The following is a 19,072-nucleotide window of genomic DNA, read 5'->3' on the forward strand; positions in this document are numbered from 1 at the left end:
TCACCGATAACGGCACCGAGTCCTCAGCTATTCCCGAGCACTTCGAGCAACGCGGAGAGCGCCGCTTCGACCGAGGCTGCGCGGATCTCGGCGCGATCGCCTTCAAGGTGCAACTCCACCGCGACCGCCACGTCCGGGGTGACGATCCCGACATGCACGGTCCCGACGGGCTGCCCGTCCGGCGAGTCGGGTCCGGCGATCCCCGTGGTCGAGATGCCGACGTCGGCGGGACGCCCGTCCACCGCGACCACTCTGCGCACGCCGTCGGCCATCTGCAGGGCGACATCGGGGTGCACAGGACCGGTGCGGGCCAGCAGGTCGGCTTCGACACCGAGGAGCGACTCCTTCACCGGCGTGGCGTAGGCCACGACACCGCCCCAGAGCACGGCTGACGCCCCAGCCACCGACACCAGTTCGGCACAGACGGCGCCGCCGGTGAGCGACTCGGCCACGCCCAGCGTCCACCCCCGCAGATGCAGCGCATCCAGGGCGGCGGCCGCCTGCGATGAGGTCATGACTTCTGACGGGATCCGCGCGCCTGCGCGACGATGTAGTCGATCCCGCTGGCGACCGTGAGAATCAGGACGACGACCATCAGCACCGCCGTGATCGCGGTCCAGACCGGCAGGCCGATCAATTCGTGGAGCGGCAGCAGCGCCCACCCGAGCGCGACGCCCTGGAAGGCGGTCTTGATCTTGCCCATCCAGGCGGCCGCGACGACATGCTCCTTCGCCACGACGAGGCGATGGACCGTGATCCCCCACTCGCGCACGAGGATGATGATGACGATCCACCACGGCACCTCGCCGAGGATCGCCAGACCGATGAAGCCGGATCCGGTCAGGAGTTTGTCGGCGATCGGGTCCCACAGCTTGCCGAAGTCGCTGACGATGTCGTAGCGGCGGGCGAGATACCCATCGACCCAGTCCGTCGAGATCGCGATGATGAACAGGATGCCGGCAGCCCAGCGGATGCCTGGCTCCGGGATGCCGTACATGCCCCCGATGAGGAGGAGCACGAAGAATACGACTGCCAGCGGGATGCGGGCGATCGTGATCGCATTCGGCAGCTGCCGGGGAATGGCCATCAGTCGCGTCCCGTCAGGCCCCAGGCGTCTTCATCGCCCTCGGCCTCGACCACCGGCAGTCCATCGAACTGCGCCTCGATCGGGTCAGCCGATGCGACAGGGGCAGGAGCCGCCGGAGCAGCGGCTGGGGCCGGCGGAGCATCCTCACCACGAAGCTTCGCCATCACCTGCGGCAGCTGCTCAGCGGTCGCGAGCACGTCGCGCGCCTTGGACCCCTCGGACGGGCCGACGATCTCACGCGATTCGAGCAGGTCCATCAGGCGTCCTGCCTTGGCGAAGCCGACACGCAACTTGCGCTGCAGCATCGAGGTCGAACCGAACTGCGAGGAGACGATGAGCTCGGCGGCCGCGAGCAGGAGCTCGAGGTCGTCTCCGATATCCTCGTCGACCTCCTTCTTCTTGGCCGGCTCCATGGCCTCCTGGACGTCTGAGCGGTACTCGGGACGTGCCTGACGCGTGACGTGCTTGACGACCGCGTCGATCTCCTTCTCATCGACCCAGGCGCCCTGCAGACGGAACGGCTTCGACGATCCCATCGGCGAGAACAGAGCGTCACCCTGACCGATCAGCTTGTCGGCTCCCGGACTGTCGAGGATGACCCGGCTGTCGGTGACGCTGGTCACGGCGAAGGCGAGACGGGACGGCACGTTCGCCTTGATCAGGCCCGTGACGACGTCGACGCTGGGTCGTTGCGTCGCGAGCACCAGGTGGATGCCGGAGGCGCGCGCGAGCTGTGTGATGCGCACGATGGAGTCCTCGACGTCGCGCGGCGCGACCATCATGAGGTCAGCGAGCTCGTCGACCACGACCAGCAGGTACGGGTAGGGCTTGAGCACGCGCTCACTCCCGACAGGGAGATCGATCTCTCCCGCGCGGACGGCGCGGTTGAAGTCGTCGATATGACGGAAGCCGAACGACGCGAGGTCGTCGTACCGCATGTCCATCTCCTTCACGACCCACTGGAGTGCCTCTGCGGCCTTCTTCGGGTTCGTGATGATGGGCGTGATCAGGTGCGGCACGCCCGCATAGCTCGTGAGTTCCACGCGCTTCGGGTCGATCAGGACCATCCGGACATCGGCGGGCCGAGCGCGCATGAGCAGGCTCGTGATCATCGAGTTCACGAAGCTGGACTTACCGGAGCCGGTAGACCCGGCGACCAGCAGGTGGGGCATCTTCGCGAGATTCGCGATCACGATGTTGCCGCCGACGTCCTTGCCCACACCGATCGTCATGGGGTGCGTGCTCTTCTGCGCGGCCTGAGAGCGCAGCACGTCGCCGAGGGCCACCATCTCCTTGTCGGCGTTGGGGATCTCGATGCCGATCGCGCTCTTGCCGGGGATCGGCGAGAGGATTCGGACGTCGTTCGACGCGACCGCGTAGGCGAAGTTGTTGCTCAGCTGCAGGATCTTCTCGACCTTGACGCCGTGGCCGACCTCGACCTCGTACTGCGTCACTGTCGGGCCGCGCGAGAACCCGGTGACCTTCGCGTCGACCTTGAACTGCGACAACACGCTCGTGATCTGCTCGATCACCTTGTCGGTCGCCTCGGAGCGTTCGACCGGCGCGGGGCCTTCGACCAGGAGACCGGGCGACGGGAGGATGTACGGCGCGACCGGCGCCTGCGGTCCGCGATCGCCCGGACCCTCCGTGCCGAAGCCGTCGAGCCCCGGGAGCTCGGGCACCTCACCCGTGTCGGACTCGTCGTCGAGCAGCGCGGTGGTCTGCTGACCAGCCAACGATTCGGTGACCGAACGGACCTCGGACAGGATCTCGGTCGCGGCCTCATGTGCGTTGGCCACGATCACGGCCTGGTCGTACGCGGGAGTCGGCTCCTGCGTGGACAGCAAGGCGGTGATGTCGTCGGAGCCGAGGGTCCCCTCATCCGGGTCTTCCTCGCGGCCGGTCTTGTTCCGCCGCCACCAGGGCAGCACATCCGGGTCATCGACCTTGTCGGCCTCGTCGACCGCTGCGGAGTCCTTCGCGGCTGCATTCTTCGCCGGCTTCTCGATGCGCTCCGCGTCGAACATCCAGGCATAGAGGTCGCCGAGTCGCGAACCGATCCGGTTCGGCGGAGTCTTGGTCAGGATCAGCACGGACAGCACGGTCAGCGCCGCCAGCACCGTGTACGCCGGGATCAGCGTCAGGTAGCTGAGCGGCTGCGCCAGCAGCCACCCGAACAGACCGCCCGCTCCACTGAGCGCAGTGATCTGCGGCTGCGGCTGCGGCTGTCCTCCTGCGAGATGACAGATTCCGGCGAGCGTGATGAGGAACAGCCCGAAGCCGAAACCGATTCGTCCGTTGTCATGGGTGGAGGAAGGGTGCCGGAACAACCAGCCCGCGAGGATGAGCAGGAGCAACGGCATGACGAACGCCACCCGACCGACCAGCAGACCGACCGAGTATGCGCTGATGTTGGCCGCGACCTCGTTGCCGATGAAGAACCATTCGTTGACCGCACCGGCGATCGCGAGCAGCACGAGCAGGAACGGGAAGCCGTCGCGACGGTCGTCCTTCTCCAGCGTCTCAGGGCCGAACGCCCGGAACAGTCCGCCGACGCCATGGGCTAGACCGACCCACGCCCTGACCGCCAGCGGCGGCTTGTCCATCTCGTCGATGTACTTCTTCGGCGCTGGCTGAGCCTTCGGAGCCGCCTGCCGCTTCGGACGCGCGGGCGCGCTCTCGGATGCGCGCGCAGATTTCGTGGTGCTCCTGGCCATGCTTTCACGTTACGCGCCGACGCCGACATTCCCCCGCAATGACGCGGCTTTCCGGCGATCCGGGACCGCGAGGTTCAGATGGTGCTGCGCACCATCGTGTCGCGCAGCGGACCCTGCGCCGAGACGGTGAACCCCTCGGACCGGTACAGCGCGCGGGCGAAGTTGTCACGCTCGACGCTCAGCGCGATACGGGCATGGCCCCGCTCCCCCGCCAGCTGCACGACGCCGCGCAGGAGCATCCGTCCCACTCCCCGCGCGCGCCACAGCGGGTGGACGCCGACGATGAGCTCGGGCACCGCGACGGCGACGAAACCGAATCCCGGATCGTTCTGCGGGAGCATCCGGTACCACGCTGCACCGATCGGAATGCCTTCGCTGTCGATCGCGACCAAGCCGTCATCGGCCGAACGCTTCCACCCTGCGATGTACCGTCGGTGCTCGGCAGAGGTCAGCACCTCATGCCGCGGGCGCGCTCCACCGGCCCTCCAGTTCGCCGCCTCGACCAGCATGTCGCCGAGGAAGACGGCGTCGGACTGCGCGGCCGCCCTCGTCGAGAATCCCGTCAACATGACGTGAGCATAAGCCCGTGGTGTTACACGCCGATGTCGGTCAGCCGTGAAAGACTGACCGACCGGCGCGGAGCGATCAGGCCTCGATGACGAGCGGCACGATCATCGGACGGCGACGCAGTCGCTGGTTGACCCAGCGGCCGATCGTCCGACGGACGACCTGCGAGAGCGAATGCGTGTCGCGGACACCGTTCCCCGCGGCCTCCTTGAGTGCCGCCACGATCTTCGGAGTGACATCGTCGAAGACCGAGTCGTCCTCAGCGACGCCTCGTGCATGGATCTCCGGCCCGGAGATGATGCGGCCGGTCGCGGCATCCACCACCACGATCACGGAGATGAAGCCCTCCTCCGCGAGGATGCGGCGATCCTTGAGGTCCGCGTCCGTGATCTCGCCGACCGTGGAGCCGTCGACGTACACGAACCCGAGATCGAGCTGCCCGACGACGCGTGCGTCGCCGTCCTTGAGGTCGATCACGGTGCCGTTCGAGGCGATGATGGTCCGCTCGGCGGGAATCCCGGTGTCCTGCGCCAGTTTCGCGTTGGCGATCAGGTGGCGGTACTCGCCGTGCACGGGGAGGACGTTCTTGGGCTTCAGGATGTTGTAGCAGTAGATGAGCTCACCGGCCGCAGCGTGCCCGGAGACGTGCACCTTCGCGTTCGCCTTGTGGACGACGTTGGCGCCGAGCTTGGTGAGCCCGTCGATGATGCGGTACACCGCGTTCTCGTTGCCGGGGATCAGGCTGGACGCGAGGATGACGGTGTCGCCCTCGCCGACCTCGATCGCGTGATCCATGTTCACCATGCGGCTGAGCACCGCCATCGGCTCGCCCTGCGACCCGGTGGACATGTAGACGATCTGATCGTCGTGAAGGTCGCGTGCCTTCTTGTAGTCGATCAGGACGCCGTCCGGAACCTTGAGGTAGCCGAGCTGCTCGGCGATGGTCATGTTGCGGACCATGCTGCGGCCGAGGAAGGCCACTCGTCGCCCGTTCGCGTAGGCCGCGTCGATGACCTGCTGCACGCGATGCACATGACTCGAGAAGCTCGCGACGATGACGCGGCGAGGTGCCTTGGCGATGACCTGGTCGAGAACCGGCCCGATCGAGCGCTCCGTCGGCGTGAAGCCGGGAACGTCGGCGTTGGTCGAATCGACCAGGAACAGGTCGACGCCCTCCTCGCCGAGACGAGCGAATGCGCGCAGATCGGTGATGCGGCCGTCGAGCGGCAGCTGGTCCATCTTGAAATCACCGGTCGCGAGCACCATGCCGGCCGGCGTGCGGATCGCCACGGCGAGAGCATCGGGGATCGAGTGGTTCACCGCGACGAACTCCAGGTCGAAGGGTCCGACCCGCTCCTCCTGGCCTTCCTTGACCGTGAGGGTGAACGCCTTGATCCGGTGCTCTTTGAGCTTCGCCTCGACCAGGGCCAGCGTGAGGCCGGACCCGATCAGCGGAATGTCGCTCTTCAGGCGCAGCAGGTAGGGCACCGCGCCGATGTGGTCTTCGTGTCCGTGCGTCAGCACCACGCCGACGATGTCGTCGAGGCGCCCACGAAGGGGTTCGAAATCGGGCAGGATCAGGTCGACACCCGGCTGGTGCTCCTCAGGGAAGAGCACGCCGCAGTCGACGATCAGGATCTTGCCGTCGTACTCGAAGATGGTCATGTTGCGACCGATCTCACCGAGACCGCCGAGCGGCGTGACGCGCAGGGTCCCTTCTTCGAGCGCGACGGGATCTGCGATGGGGATGGACATGGTGTCTCCTCAGTCGGACGCCGTTCGCGTCCGTTCGTTCTTCGTGACGCGCGCTCAGCGCGTCGTACCGTGCACCTTTGGCAGGGCGCCACCCGCGGCCGCATTGCGGTCGGGGCGGAAGTTCGAGAAATCGGCACCGGCGACACCGGCGACGAGATCGAGCTCGTCCTCGATGAGCGCGGCTTCCCACTCTTCGGGACCGACGAGCGGCAGGCGCACGCGGGGGCTCGAGATACGGCCGAGGCCGTGCAGGATGTACTTCGCGGCGACCGTGCCGGGCACATGCGTCATCACGGCACGCACGAGCGGCTCGAGGCGCTTGTGCTCGGCGGTCGCCGTCGCCAGGTCGCCGGCGTTCACGGCGTCGATGATCGTGCGGTACGGCGCTGCGGCGACATTCGCGGTGACGCCGATGAGTCCGGTCGCACCGATCGCGAGATGCGGCAGCACGTTCGCGTCGTCACCGGAGAAGTACATCAGATCGGTCTGGTTGAGCACGCGGCTCACCTCGGAGAAGTCGCCCTTGGCGTCCTTCACCGCGAGGATGTTCGGGTGCTTCGCGAGGCGCAGGATCGTCTCGTACTTGATCGGCACACCGGTGCGGCCCGGGATGTCGTACAGGATCACGGGAAGATCGGTCGCATCGGCGACGAGACGGAAGTGCGTGAGGATGCCGGCCTGCGTCGGCTTGTTGTAGTAGGGCGTGACGATCATGATGCCGTCGGCGCCGGCCTTCTCGCTGGCCTTGTAGAGCTCGATCGCATGGGCGGTCTCGTTCGAGCCACCACCCGTGATGATCTTGGCTCGCCCCGCTGAGACGGACTTGCCGACCTCGACCAGCTTGAGCTTCTCGGGGTCGGTCAGGGTTGAGGTCTCGCCGGTCGTTCCCGTCACGACGATGCCGTCCGCTCCTGCGGTGATCACGTCATCGATGTGCTTCTCGACGGCGGGCCAATCGACTTCACCGTCGGCCGTCATCGGAGTGACGAGCGCGACGAGAACCTGTCCGAATGGGTTGCCCGAGTGCGTCATGCACCCAGCGTATCGCCTCGGATGCCGCTCACGCGGACGCGGCAGCACGGATGACGTCACCCCGGGTGATGTCGACCTTGTCCTGCAGCAGCAGTCCCGCCATGGCACCGGTCGTGACCTCGGTCGCATGCGCGCGGAACATCTCGATCCCTGTGATCGCCGTCTCGGCGACCGACGATCCTGACCGCACGACCGCGACGCGGTCGCCGACGCGGATCACACCTCGGATGACGTGCCCCGTCGCGACCTGCCCGCGCCCGGTGATCGTGAAGACGTCCTCGACCTCGAACTCCGCAGTCGACGCCGACGCCGTGACGGTGACCGGCGCGGCAGCCGTGCTCGACGATGCAGCTGAACCGCTCCCCTGTCTGACGCCGTCCAGACGCGCGGCTTCCGCTTCGTTGTACCTGCGGAGCACCTCGTTCGCGTCCTGCGGATCGCGCTTCTTCCCGAACCAGCCCATGGGATCGATCCTAGGGATCCGTCGCGCGGTGTCTAGGCTCGTCCCATGAGCTGGGTGACGCACGGATCCGAGACGAAGTACTCCAACGCCTGGATCCACGTCCGCGAGGATCAGGTGACCGGGCCGAGCGGCGACGGGATCTACGGGGTCGTGACGATGAGGCATCCAGCGGTGTTCGTGGTCGCGATGGACGCAGACGATCGCGTGTGTATGGTCACACTCGACCGCTACACGACCGGCCTCTCCGTCGAGGTGCCGGCCGGCGGCAGCGACGGTGAGGAGCCGGTCGTGGCTGCCCGGCGCGAACTCCTCGAGGAGACGGGGTTCGAAGCATCCGACTGGACCGAGATCGGCACCATGCACGCGCTGAACGGGATCGCCGACGCGACGGAACATGTGTTCCTCGCGCGCGGACTGCGGCGAGCGTCGTCGAATGGCGACGCAGCCGACTCACAGGCCGAGGAGGGCATCACGGCAGTGGCATGGGTGCCGTTCGCCGAGGTGCTCAGGATGATCGCTGACGGCGAGATCACGGACGGCGAGACCATCGCGGCGATCGCCTACGCCGGGATCGGGCTCGCCAGGTTCAGCTGAGGCTGTTCGACTGCGACCGAACGACCGGCACCTCGAGGACCGCCTGCTCAGACGCGACCGCGGCGAGCGACGCCGGCCGTCAGCGAGCTCGGGAGCACCTTGGTGAGCGCGACGAGCGCCTTGTAACGGAGCGACGGCACCGACACGGCTCTCCCCAGCGCGGCGTCACGGAGACCGGCTCGAACGACGTCTGCCGCGTTCAGCCACATGAGGGTCGGCACGCCCTCGTCGCCGACCGCGAGGCCCATGCGCTCGTGGAAGCTGGTGTGCGTGAACCCCGGGCAGAGCGCGGTGACGCTGACACCGTCGCGGGCATACTCGACGTTGGCCCAGCGGCTGAAGCCGATCAGCCAGGACTTGCAGGCTGAGTACGTGGATCGAGAGATGAACCCGGCGACCGAGGCGACGTTGATGATCCGCCCGCCGCGTCCTCGCATCGTCTGCAGCGCGGCATGCATCAGCCGCATCGACGCCTCGACGTGCACGCGCAGGTGGCGGACCTCGTCGTCGATGTCGTTGTCGGCGAACTGCAGCGGCAGTCCGAAGCCGGCGTTGTTGACCAGCAGGTCGATCGGGTCTGCACCGTCCCTGAGACGGGCAGCCACGAGTTCGGCGCCGGCTTCCTCGGCGAGGTCAGCCGTGAGGACCTCGACCGCGACGCCATGCGCGCTGCGCAACTCGGCGGCCAATGCTTCGAGCGCATCCGCCGACCGTGCGACGAGGATCAGGTCGGCCCGACGGCGTGCGAGCTGGCGTGCGAATTCTGCGCCGAGTCCGGCGCTCGCTCCGGTGATGAGTGCGGTGGGCATCAGCGCTCGTATCCGAGGAAGCGGTATCGCACGCCTGAACGCGAAGTCTGCCACTCCCCCTCATCGATCAGACGCCAGCCCACCTTCGACGGCGCATACGCATCACCGTCGACCTCGAGGTCGAGCTCCGTGACCTCGAGCCGGTCGGCATCGCCGATGACCTGACGGAAGATCTCCGCGCCGCCGATGATCCAGACCCGGTCGAGCCCGCGAACGGCCTCGGCGACCGTCGCAGCGCGTCGTGCGCCTGCAGCCGACCAATCCTGTTGGCGGGTGATCACGATGTTCTCGCGACCGGCGAGCGGACGGAACCGTTCGGGTAGCGAATCCCAGGTCTTCCGCCCCATCACGACCGGCGAGCCGAGCGTGACCTCCTTGAAGTGGGCGAGGTCCTCAGGGACATGCCACGGCATCCCGCCTTCGGCTCCGATGACGCCACCGTTCGCCTCGGCCCAGATCAGGCCGACCATCATGGTTCCATCAGGGGCCGTGCTCATACCGCCACCGCCGCGCGGATCGCCGGGTGGTGCTGGTAGTCCTCGATCACGAAGTCGTCGAAGCGGTAGTCGAGAATGGACTCGGGCGTGCGCGCGAAGCGCAGCGACGGAGCCGGATAGGCGTCGCGCGTGAGCTGTTCGCGCACCTGGTCGACGTGGTTGTCGTAGATGTGGCAGTCGCCACCGGTCCAGACGAAGTCGCCGGGTTCGAGCCCCACCTGCTGCGCGACCATGAGGGTCAGCAGCGCGTAGGAGGCGATGTTGAACGGGACGCCGAGGAAGAGGTCGGCGCTGCGCTGGTAGAGCTGGCATGAGAGCTTGCCATCGGCGACGTAGAACTGGAACAGCGCATGGCACGGCGCGAGTGCCATGTCGGGGATGTCCGCAGGGTTCCAGGCCGACACGATCAGGCGTCGGGAGTCCGGCGTCTGTCGGATCTGCTCGATGACGTCGGACAGCTGGTCGATGCTCTCGCCGTCAGGCGTCGGCCACGAGCGCCACTGCACCCCGTAGACAGGGCCGAGATCGCCGGATGCGTCTGCCCACTCGTCCCAGATCGTCACGCCGTTCTCCTGCAGCCAGCGCACGTTCGAATCACCACGGAGGAACCAGAGCAGTTCGTAGGCGATCGACTTGAAATGCACGCGCTTCGTCGTGACGAGCGGGAAGCCTGCGGCGAGGTCGAATCGGATCTGCCTGCCGAAGACACTCGTCGTGCCGGTTCCAGTGCGATCGGACTTGTGGGTGCCGGTCTCCAGCACGTCGCGGAGGAGGTCTTCGTACGGCGTCTGGACGGCTGCGCTCATGACAGCCACGATACCTTCCCCTGCACGCGAAGGGGCTGTCGGCGCGACGGCGCGATGCACGTCGTCATGCGATGAAACATCGACCCTCGGCGCGTCTGCGGCGCGTACTCTCGACGCATGTCACCTCTGCTCGCTCTGGCGATCGCGACAGCACTCCTCGTGCTCGCCGCGCTGATCGGCGTGGTGCTGCGCCGACGCGACGGGCGACGGCGGGATGCCGGTGCGCTTCGGTTCGATCCGCAGGATGTCGAGGCTGGCAGCCTCGGCAGCCGTGCGACGCTCGTGCAGTTCAGCACCGAGATGTGCACACGGTGCCCGCAGGTGCGGCGGATGCTGCACGGCTACACCGAGCACCACGACGGGGTGCAGCACGTCGAGGTGGACCTCACCCACCGGCCCGACCTCTCGACGCGGTATCGCGTGCTGCAGACACCGACCACGTTCGTCGTCGATCACACCGGCGCGGTCCGCGCACGGTTCCACGGCGTCCCGCAGCGTGACGCCCTGACCGAGGCCCTCGCCGCCGTCTGAGGCGCGCAGACAGGAGCACACCATGAGCACTCCAGCAGGCATCGACCCGCGAGGACCCCGGTTCGCGGCCACCATCACGACGGTGCTGTTGTTCGTCGCGACCTTCCTGGCCCTGGTCGGGATCTCGACGCAGTCCGGTGCCGCGTCCTTCGGGTGGTTCGCGTATCAGCCGCTCGCGGACTCCGCCTTCGTGCCGGGTGGCGGCTGGTCGATCACTGCCGCGACGATCGGACAGCGTGCACTCGATCCAGGCTTCCTCCTGACCGCCGTGATCGCGCTCCTGTTCCTCTGGAGCGTCATCTCACCGAGGACGGCACCGTGGGGCGTCGTGTTCCGCAGCATCATCCGTCCGCGTCTCGCTCCCCCGACCGAACTCGAGGACCCTCGTCCTCCCCGCTTCGCTCAGGGTGTGGGGCTCGTCGTCGTCACGATCGGGATCGTCCTGCATCTGGCCGGCGTGCCGTGGGCACTGCCGATCGCGACGGCGGCCGCCTTCATCGCCGCGTTCCTGAACGCCGCGTTCGCGTTCTGCCTCGGCTGCCAGATCTACCTCGCCCTGCAACGAGCGGGAATCCTCGGACGCGCGACGTCGACCGCCTGAGGACGGTACCCGTCGACGGGTGCGGTCGCTAGGCTTGCCGGAACGCGCACCGCATACCGAGCGCGCGCGAGAACCGGAGGAATCATGCCCGTCACCAGCGAAGCGACCACCACCTGGACCGGATCCCTCGCGGAGGGCTCGGGCACCGTCGCGTTCTCGTCGTCGAACCTCGGCACCTTCCCCATCAACTGGAAGGCACGCAGCGAGGGCAGTGACACCACGACGACCCCCGAGGAGCTCATCGCGGCGGCACACGCGTCGTGCTTCAGCATGGCGCTCTCACACGCGCTGAGCGAGAACGGCACCCCGCCGGAGCGGGTGAACACCAGCGCATCCGTGACCTTCAAGCCGGGCGTCGGGATCAGCGGCAGCCACCTGAACGTCAACGCCGTCGTTCCCGGCCTCTCCCCCGAGGCGTTCCAGCAGATCGCGAACGAGGCGAAGACCGGTTGCCCCGTCTCGCAGGCACTCGCAGGTATCGAGATCACGCTCGAGGCAACGCTCGCCTGAAGCGTGATCGCCTGAGCCGCGGTGTCGCCTGAGCGACCTCACGGCTTCGTCACTGGGACGTCAGGAGCGGGAGAGGCGGATCGCCTCGCGGATGCTCGCCCTGGCGTCCTTTCGACGTCCGGCGGCGTCCTGCACGACACCGAGCCGGAATCGCGCACGCCAGTCATCCGGAGCCGCATCCGCCTCCGCGCTGTAGCGGGCGACCATCGGATCGGCGTCCTCACGGGCGAGACGCCCGCTCGGCGTCAGGTCGGTCTCCGCCGCCGGCATGCCGCCCTCGGCATCCAGTGCCTTTCCTAGCCTGTCTGCCGCGAATCCGAACTGCATCTCTCTGATGAGGGCCCAGGCGCCGATCAACGGCATGACCAGGAGCGCCACACCGATCGCGATCGCGATCGGTTCCCCGGTGGTGAGCATCAGGACCGCTCGCTGACCGACGACGACGATGTACAGCGCAAGACAGAGCGCCATGATGCCGACGCCGATCCGAGGGATCATGAACGGATGCCGATGTCGATCATGTTCTCGAGCCCCACGACGACGCCGCTCGCCTGCGCGGCGAACGGGACGGCAAGGCGGATCCCCGGCGCATAGGCCAGCGCTGGTTCGATCGTGTCGTGTGTGAACGTCAGCGACTCGCCCGGCCCCGAGAGGATGACCTCCTGCTTGGCGACGACCCCGGGGCGACGCAGCGAGTGGATCGGCACGCTGCCGACCTGCTGACCACGTGCGCGCTGATCGGCGTGCGGAGCGCTCACAGGACCCTGCTCGGCGCGGGCGGCTGCGAGCAGCTCGGCCGTGCGCACGGCAGTGCCGCTCGGCGAGTCGATCTTGGTCTCGCGGTGGGCCTCGATGATCTCGGCCGATCCGAAGAACGGTGCGGCCGCGGCGGCCAACGCCGAACCGAGGACGGAACCGAGCGAGAAGTTCGGGATGAAGACGACGCCGGTGCCGGCCGCGTCGACCAGCGGCCGCACGAGGGCGATCCGCTCAGCGGACCAGCCTGAGGTCGCGACGAGCACGTTCAGGCCGCGCTCGACGGCCGTGCGCACCACGTCGATGCTCACCTGCGGTGTGGATGCGTCGACGACGAGATCTGCGCCGGCGAGCTCTGAGAGATCACTGCTCGAGGTCAGCACACGGCTCACCTCGAACCCCTCGAGCTCGTCGATCACCGCGTGGATGATCGAGCCGAGCTTCCCGGTTCCGCCGACGAGTGCGACCTGCGTTGTCATGCGTCCAGTCTATTGAGCGGAGCATGTGCGCCCGCCGGGGGCGCGCGGAGCTCGCTGGATCAGACGGGCATCACGTCGGGGATACCGGTGCGCAGCTCGACGGGCAGGTGTCCGGTGTCGTTGTGGGTCAGCAGCGTCCACGGGCGGCCCTGCTTCTGCGCGATCACCGTCAGGCCGCAATGCGCCTGATTGAGCGTCATCCATCGCCACTCGGGCGCACCGAGCACCTCACGCACGAACCAGGCGATCACGAAGTTGTGGGTGATGAGCACCTCGTGCACGTCGCCGTTCTTGCGCACCAGGAATTCGTTCACGGCGTCGTACATCTGCGCGCCGCCGGCCTCGATCTCGGCCTCCGTCACCGAGCCGAAGAACGGCTCGAACGCGGCTGGCGTGTCTTCCGTCATCCCTGTCGGGATGCAGTCGAACAGCAGGGCGGTGGGCTCGGGGTCGACCGACGGCAGGCGGCCGGCGATCGCACGAGCGGTCTCGTTGGCCCGCAGCAGCGGCGAATGCCAGACGGCATCGAGCGGGAGCCCCGAGAGACGGTCGGCGATCAGCTCGGCCTGTCGCTGCCCCCGAGGAGAGAGTGGACCGTCGGCGAGACCGTGCTCTGCGTCCTGATGTTCACCGTGTCTGACCAGATAGATGTAGTGCGTCACAACCTGCTCGCTTCATAGCCAGCATCTGCCGGACTTCTCTTCCACCCTATGCCACGGGTGCGACGTCGGTCAGTTGCCTGCACGGGTCAGCTCGGCGAGCTGCGCACGCGACAGCAGCACGCCGGCGCCCTGCATCAGCTCGTCCACGTGCTCGGTGGCGAACGTGTTCACGATCGGTGCTGCGATCGTGCGCTGCGCGAGCAGCCACGCGATCGAGACGGCGGCGACCGGGACCGACAGCTCTTCCGCGACCTGATCGAGCGCTCGCAGGATCTTGGTGCCACGTCGGTTCAGGTGACCGCGCAGCTGCTCCCCTCGCACGCCCGGCGATGTCAGCGCCTTGCGGCGATGGCGCCCGGAGAGGAAACCGTGCTCGAGTGCATGCGACGGCGTGACCGCGAGGTTCTGCGCGCCGGCGACGAGCCGAAGATCACCCTCGAAGGGCTGACGACGGAGCAGGTTGTACGGGGCGTCGATCACCTGGATGCGCGGGTAGCCCGCCGAGGCGAGGATCCGTGCCTCGACGAGGCGTTCCGGTGCGAAGCCGAATGCGCCGAGCGCACCGATCTTGCCGGCATCCGTCAGCCACTCCACGGTCGCAAGCGTGTCCTCGAGGTTCGTGGTGCGGTCGAGCGTCGCGTCGAGGTGGAGCACGTCGATGCGCTCCACGCCGAGCCTGGTGAGAGAGCCCTCCACCGCACGGACGAGGTTCACGGAGCCGAGTCCCGGGTTGTCGGCGTGCGAGCCGATGCGCACGCTCAGCAGCGACCGGTCGCGGAGCCCGCGGGATCGCAGCCACTGGCCGATGATGTGCTCGCTGCGACCGCCGGAGAAGCCGTCAGCCGTGTGCACGGCATTGCCGCCGAACTCGACGTAACGGTCGAGGATGCCGTGGCTGGTCTCGAGGTCGACGTTCCAGCCGAACTCCGCAGCACCCAGCATGAGCGGGAAGGTCTCGAGTCCGGTCTCGCCCAGCGGGACGCGGATCGATTCTCCTATCCCCGGACCGACGATCGGGATGGGCGCGGAAGGGTGCTCGGCCGCCTCCGTCTGGGCGCCGTCCTGCGGCGCTCCTGCGCCTACGCCGAACAACCGCATACTCTCACCCCCGCGTCGATCGGTGTGATCCGATCTGCGTACCTGCTCTTGATGCACCCCCCGGTGCGTACTTCGAGGGTAAGCGAGATCAGCGAACGCGCTGACCAATCCGGGGAACGGCGCGAAAACTTCCGATAACGGTTTGATCACACAGGGCACGACAGAGCCCGGGCGCCTCCAGACGGAGACACCCGGGCTCTGATCGAGCGCTGTCCGATTACTCGGCTGCGGACTCCTCAGCCGGCGCAGCGTCTGCTGCAGGAGCCTCGTCGATGACGGGCTCGAGCGACAGCTTGCCGCGGTCGTCGATCTTCGTGATCTTCACGAGGATCTTCTGGCCGACCGAGAGGACGTCATCGACGTTCTCGACGCGCTTGCCACCGGCGAGCTTGCGCACCTCGGTGACGTGCAGCAGGCCGTCCTTGCCGGGCAGCAGCGAGACGAACGCACCGAAGGTGGCGATCTTCACGACGGTGCCGAGGAACTGCTCGCCGACCTCGGGGTTGGTCGGGTTGGCGATCGCGTTGACCTGGGCACGGGCGGCCTCGGCCGAAGGACCGTCGGTCGCGCCGATGTAGACGGTGCCGTCCTCCTCGATGGAGATCTGCGCGCCGGTCTCGTCCTGGATCGCGTTGATCGTCTTGCCCTTCGGGCCGATCAGCTCGCCGATCTTGTCGACCGGGATCTGCACGCTGATGACGCGAGGCGCGGTCGGCGCCATCTCGTCAGGAGCGTCGATCGCGGAGTTCAGGACGTTGAGGATCGTCAGACGAGCGTCGCGGGCCTGCGTCAGCGCACCGGCGAGCACCGACGACGGGATGCCGTCGAGCTTCGTGTCGAGCTGGATCGCCGTGACGAACTCGCTGGTACCGGCGACCTTGAAGTCCATGTCGCCGAGTGCGTCCTCTGCACCCAGGATGTCGGTGAGCGCGGCGTACCGGGTCTCACCGTCGACCTGGTCGGAGACCAGACCCATGGCGATACCGGCGACGGCTGCGCGCAGCGGCACACCCGCGTTCAGCAGCGACAGGGTCGAGGCGCAGACGGAACCCATCGAGGTCGAGCCGTTGGAGCTCAGCGCCTCGGAGACCTGACGGATCGCGTAGGGGAACTCCTCGCGGCTCGGCAGCACCGGCACGAGTGCGCGCTCGGCGAGGAAGCCGTGCCCGATCTCGCGACGCTTCGGCGAACCGACACGGCCGGTCTCACCGGTCGAGTAGGGCGGGAAGTTGTAGTGGTGCATGTAGCGCTTGCTGGTCGTGGGCGACAGCGAGTCGATCTGCTGCTCCATCTTCAGCATGTTCAGCGTGGTGATACCCATGATCTGGGTCTCGCCGCGCTGGAAGATCGCGGAGCCGTGCACGCGCGGGATGACCTGCACCTCTGCGTCGAGCGGACGGATGTCAGCCAGCCCACGGCCGTCCATGCGCACGCTCTCCGTGAGGATGCGACCGCGGACGATCGTCTTCGTGACGGACTTGTACGCCGCGGAGAACTCGAGCGGGGCGCCAGCGGGCAGGTTGCCTGCCTCGACCGCTTCGATGAGCTGCGCCTTGACGCGGTCCTTGACCTCGTCGTCCTTACCCTGACGCTCCTGCTTGTCGGCGATCTGGTAGACGTTCACCAGGTCGTCGTAGGAGCGCTCGGCCACGAAGTCGTAGACCTCGCTGGAGTACGGCGGGAAGACCGGGTAGACACCCGGCTCCTTCGATGCCGTCGCTGCGAGCTCGGCCTGAGCCTTCACGAGCTGCGCGATGAACGGCTTCGAGGCCTCGAGGCCCTGTGCGACGACGGCCTCATCGGGCTTGGTCGCGCCGGCCTTGATCAGGTTCCAGCTGTGCTCGGTGGCCTCAGCCTCGACCATCATGATCGCGACGTCTTCGGTGCCATCGGACTTCGTGACGACACGACCGGCGACGATCAGGTCGAACACGGCCTCGGAGACCTGCTCCGCGGTCGGGAACGCGACCCACTGGTCGGCGTGCTCGCCCTGGCCTGCGATGAACGCGAGGCGCACACCGGCGACGGGACCCGAGAACGGCAGACCCGAGATCTGGGTCGACGCGGATGCCGCGTTGATCGCGAGCGCGTCGTAGAACTCGCCAGGAGCGATCGAGAGGACCGTGATGACGATCTGGACCTCGTTGCGCAGACCGTCGACGAACGACGGACGCAGCGGGCGGTCGATCAGACGGCAGACGAGGATCGCCTCGGTCGAGGGACGACCCTCACGACGGAAGAACGAGCCCGGGATCTTGCCTGCAGCGTAGGAGCGCTCCTCGACGTCGACCGTCAGCGGGAAGAAGTCGAAGCCCTCGCGCGGGTGCTTGCCTGCGCTGGTGGCCGAGAGGAGCATGGTCTCGCCGTCGAGGTACGCGGCGACTGCGCCCTGAGCCTGCTGCGCGAGGCGGCCGGTCTCGAAGCGGATGGTGCGGGTGCCGAAGCGGCCGTTGTCGAGAACGGCCTCGGTGGCGGTGATTTCAGGACCTTCCAAGAGGTCTCTCCTTCTTTGTTTAGACTCGCGAATCCGTGTGACGCGCGAGCGCATTCATGAAGGAACGGATACGGCCGGATACGGGCGCGCGGGCATTCCCGCGAATCTCACCTGCGCTGGCCACCAGTAGAAAGCCACCCGACGTCGCTCGCCGAGGAACCCACCACAGGGGACCAGCTCTCCGCCGATCGCTCCATGAGTCGATATGAAATTGGTTCGGTTGACAGAACGCAACCTCGTCCACACTACCAGCGTGGGCCGGAATTCCGGTGTTCCCGATGCCCGCGCGATTCCGTCACCACCCGGTCATCCGCTGTTCACGCGGACGTCGACGGCACGTGGGGAGCATCCGGTGTGCTGTGGCGATGCGCATGTCAGTGATCGGATGCGGGTACCTCGGTGCCGTGCACGCCGCAGCCATGGCCTCGATCGGACACGACGTGATCGGGATCGACGTCGATGAGCGGAAGGTCGCCGCGCTCTCGAACGGCACAGCGCCGTTCTTCGAGCCGCAGCTCGCGGAGCTCCTGCAACAGGGGCTCGCCTCAGGTCGCCTGAGGTTCAGCAGCAGCATGGCGGATGCCCGTGGCGCTCGTGTGCACTTCGTGGCGGTCGGAACGCCGCAGGTCGCCGACGGCCACGCCGCCGACCTCCGCTTCGTCGATGCGGCGATCCAGGAGCTGCTCCCCCACCTCGGTGACGGCGACGTCGTCGCCGGGAAGTCGACCGTGCCCGTGGGAACGGCTAGGCTGGGCGGTGCACGACACGCTCACACCCGATCGCCTCGTCGTCGGTGTTCCCGCGGGGCCGGACGGGGACAGCGCCGCCGACGTGCTGGCAGAGGTGTACGCACCCGCGATCGCCGGCGGGACCCCGTATCTGGTGACCGACCTCGCGACGGCTGAGCTGGTGAAGGGCGCCGCGAACGCGTTCCTCGCCACGAAGATCTCGTTCATCAACGCGATGGCGGAGATCGCCGAGGCGTCTGGCGCCGACGTCGCACTCCTCGCCGACGCGCTCGGCCACGACACCCGGATCGGCCGCCGATACCTCGGCTCCGGCATCGGCTTCGGCGGCGGATGCCTGCCGAAGGACATCAGGGCGTTCGCGGCTCGGGCCGAGGAACTCGGCAGAGGCGAGGCGGTCGGGTTCCTCCGCGAGGTCGACAAGATCAACCTCCGCCGCAGGGATCGTGCGGTGCAGCTGGTCATCGACGCACTCGGCGGGATGGTGTTCGGACGCCGGATCGCGGTGCTCGGCGCCGCGTTCAAGCCGTTCAGCGACGACATCCGCGACTCCCCCGCACTCGAGGTCGCTGTTCGGCTGCGCGGACTCGGCGCCGATGTCGTCGTGACGGACCCCGCCGCGATCGACAACGCCCGTGCGATGCATCCGCAGCTCGGCTACGCGCAGGACCGTGACGAGGCGCTGCAGGATGCGGATGCCGTGGTCGTGGTGACCGAGTGGGACGAGTACCGACGAGAGATGTCGCCGGTGCACGCCGCGGGTCTGGTGCGGCGGCAGATCATCATCGACGGGCGCAACTGCCTCGACGCGGTGGCATGGCGCGCTGCCGGGTGGGACTACCGCGGCATGGGGCGCCGCTGAGCGTCG

At 67.6% G+C, this 19,072-nt stretch carries 19 protein-coding genes and 1 pseudogene; 5 read left to right on the forward strand and 15 right to left on the reverse strand.

The genetic code is table 11. The annotated features are described in order from the left end of the window. Positions 1–23 precede the first annotated feature (23 nt). The 7 genes from RS83_RS16130 to RS83_RS16160 all read right to left on the reverse strand — a co-directional run bounded on the left by RS83_RS16130 (position 24) and on the right by RS83_RS16160 (position 7,621). A complete protein-coding gene (locus RS83_RS16130) occupies positions 24–515 on the reverse strand; it encodes a CinA family protein (protein WP_045280479.1) in 492 nt (163 codons plus the stop codon). Continuing rightward, positions 512–1,087, reverse strand: a complete 576-nt coding sequence (pgsA, locus tag RS83_RS16135) for a CDP-diacylglycerol--glycerol-3-phosphate 3-phosphatidyltransferase (RefSeq protein ID WP_045280480.1) — start codon at positions 1,085–1,087, stop codon at positions 512–514. The genes RS83_RS16130 and pgsA overlap by 4 nt, the downstream gene beginning before the upstream one ends. Continuing rightward, on the reverse strand, positions 1,087–3,804 hold the full coding sequence (locus tag RS83_RS16140; protein WP_045280481.1) for an FtsK/SpoIIIE family DNA translocase: 2,718 nt from the start codon (positions 3,802–3,804) through the stop codon (positions 1,087–1,089). The genes pgsA and RS83_RS16140 overlap by 1 nt, the downstream gene beginning before the upstream one ends. A 74-nt stretch (positions 3,805–3,878) precedes the next feature. Next, positions 3,879–4,373 (reverse strand): GNAT family N-acetyltransferase, encoded by a 495-nt coding sequence (locus RS83_RS16145; RefSeq protein WP_045280482.1) that lies wholly within the window; start codon positions 4,371–4,373, stop codon positions 3,879–3,881. A 76-nt stretch (positions 4,374–4,449) separates the two neighbouring features. After that, positions 4,450–6,126 (reverse strand): ribonuclease J, encoded by a 1,677-nt coding sequence (locus RS83_RS16150; RefSeq protein WP_045280483.1) that lies wholly within the window; start codon positions 6,124–6,126, stop codon positions 4,450–4,452. Between the two features lie 54 nt (positions 6,127–6,180). Beyond that, on the reverse strand, positions 6,181–7,158 hold the full coding sequence (gene dapA / locus RS83_RS16155) for a 4-hydroxy-tetrahydrodipicolinate synthase (RefSeq protein ID WP_045280484.1): 978 nt from the start codon (positions 7,156–7,158) through the stop codon (positions 6,181–6,183). Between the two features lie 28 nt (positions 7,159–7,186). Further along, entirely contained in the window at positions 7,187–7,621 is a 435-nt protein-coding gene (locus RS83_RS16160) for an EF-Tu/IF-2/RF-3 family GTPase (protein WP_045280485.1), read from the reverse strand. Between the two features lie 45 nt (positions 7,622–7,666). Between RS83_RS16160 and RS83_RS16165 the strand changes: the two genes are divergently transcribed. After that, positions 7,667–8,215 (forward strand): NUDIX domain-containing protein, encoded by a 549-nt coding sequence (locus RS83_RS16165; RefSeq protein ID WP_045280486.1) that lies wholly within the window; start codon positions 7,667–7,669, stop codon positions 8,213–8,215. 47 nt (positions 8,216–8,262) lie between these two features. Here the strand turns inward: RS83_RS16165 and RS83_RS16170 are convergent, their stop codons facing one another. Genes RS83_RS16170 through RS83_RS16180 form a run of 3 tightly spaced genes read right to left on the reverse strand, consistent with a single transcriptional unit; the run spans position 8,263 to position 10,327 of the window. Beyond that, complete coding sequence (locus RS83_RS16170) at positions 8,263–9,024, reverse strand: SDR family NAD(P)-dependent oxidoreductase (protein ID WP_045280487.1); 762 nt, start codon at positions 9,022–9,024, stop codon at positions 8,263–8,265. Beyond that, positions 9,024–9,521: a dihydrofolate reductase gene (locus RS83_RS16175; protein ID WP_269429894.1), complete on the reverse strand. Its 498-nt coding sequence runs from the start codon at positions 9,519–9,521 to the stop codon at positions 9,024–9,026. The genes RS83_RS16170 and RS83_RS16175 overlap by 1 nt, the downstream gene beginning before the upstream one ends. Next, positions 9,518–10,327, reverse strand: coding sequence for a thymidylate synthase (locus RS83_RS16180; RefSeq protein WP_045280910.1), 810 nt, complete (start codon positions 10,325–10,327; stop codon positions 9,518–9,520). The genes RS83_RS16175 and RS83_RS16180 overlap by 4 nt, the downstream gene beginning before the upstream one ends. Before the next feature lie 117 nt (positions 10,328–10,444). On the opposite strand from RS83_RS16180, the gene RS83_RS16185 reads away from it, so the two are divergent. From RS83_RS16185 to RS83_RS16195, 3 genes are all read left to right on the forward strand, one after another. Continuing rightward, a complete protein-coding gene (locus RS83_RS16185) occupies positions 10,445–10,858 on the forward strand; it encodes a thioredoxin family protein (RefSeq protein WP_045280489.1) in 414 nt (137 codons plus the stop codon). 22 nt (positions 10,859–10,880) lie between these two features. After that, positions 10,881–11,459 carry a DUF4395 domain-containing protein gene (locus RS83_RS16190; RefSeq protein WP_045280490.1) on the forward strand — a complete coding sequence of 193 codons (579 nt, stop codon included), beginning with the start codon at positions 10,881–10,883 and terminating at the stop codon, positions 11,457–11,459. A gap of 84 nt (positions 11,460–11,543) precedes the next feature. After that, positions 11,544–11,969, forward strand: coding sequence for an OsmC family peroxiredoxin (locus tag RS83_RS16195; RefSeq protein WP_045280491.1), 426 nt, complete (start codon positions 11,544–11,546; stop codon positions 11,967–11,969). 60 nt (positions 11,970–12,029) lie between these two features. Here RS83_RS16195 and RS83_RS16200 read toward each other — a convergent pair whose 3' ends face one another. From RS83_RS16200 to RS83_RS16220, 5 genes are all read right to left on the reverse strand, one after another. Further along, on the reverse strand, positions 12,030–12,467 hold the full coding sequence (locus RS83_RS16200; protein WP_045280492.1) for a hypothetical protein: 438 nt from the start codon (positions 12,465–12,467) through the stop codon (positions 12,030–12,032). Beyond that, on the reverse strand, positions 12,464–13,204 hold the full coding sequence (gene dapB / locus RS83_RS16205) for a 4-hydroxy-tetrahydrodipicolinate reductase (RefSeq protein ID WP_045280493.1): 741 nt from the start codon (positions 13,202–13,204) through the stop codon (positions 12,464–12,466). Before dapB ends, RS83_RS16200 begins: the two co-directional genes overlap by 4 nt. Positions 13,205–13,263: 59 nt before the next feature. Then, complete coding sequence (locus RS83_RS16210; RefSeq protein ID WP_045280494.1) at positions 13,264–13,866, reverse strand: histidine phosphatase family protein; 603 nt, start codon at positions 13,864–13,866, stop codon at positions 13,264–13,266. A gap of 69 nt (positions 13,867–13,935) precedes the next feature. Next, a complete protein-coding gene (locus tag RS83_RS16215; protein ID WP_045280495.1) occupies positions 13,936–14,964 on the reverse strand; it encodes an aldo/keto reductase in 1,029 nt (342 codons plus the stop codon). 217 nt (positions 14,965–15,181) lie between these two features. Further along, positions 15,182–17,458 carry a polyribonucleotide nucleotidyltransferase gene (locus RS83_RS16220; protein ID WP_045280496.1) on the reverse strand — a complete coding sequence of 759 codons (2,277 nt, stop codon included), beginning with the start codon at positions 17,456–17,458 and terminating at the stop codon, positions 15,182–15,184. Between the two features lie 365 nt (positions 17,459–17,823). On the opposite strand from RS83_RS16220, the pseudogene RS83_RS16225 reads away from it, so the two are divergent. After that, positions 17,824–19,066 (forward strand): annotated as a pseudogene (locus tag RS83_RS16225) (UDP-glucose dehydrogenase family protein). The last annotated feature ends 6 nt before the right edge of the window (positions 19,067–19,072 follow it).

It is taken from the genome of Microbacterium oxydans (assembly GCF_000956525.1).
Lineage (GTDB): Bacteria > Actinomycetota > Actinomycetes > Actinomycetales > Microbacteriaceae > Microbacterium > Microbacterium oxydans_A.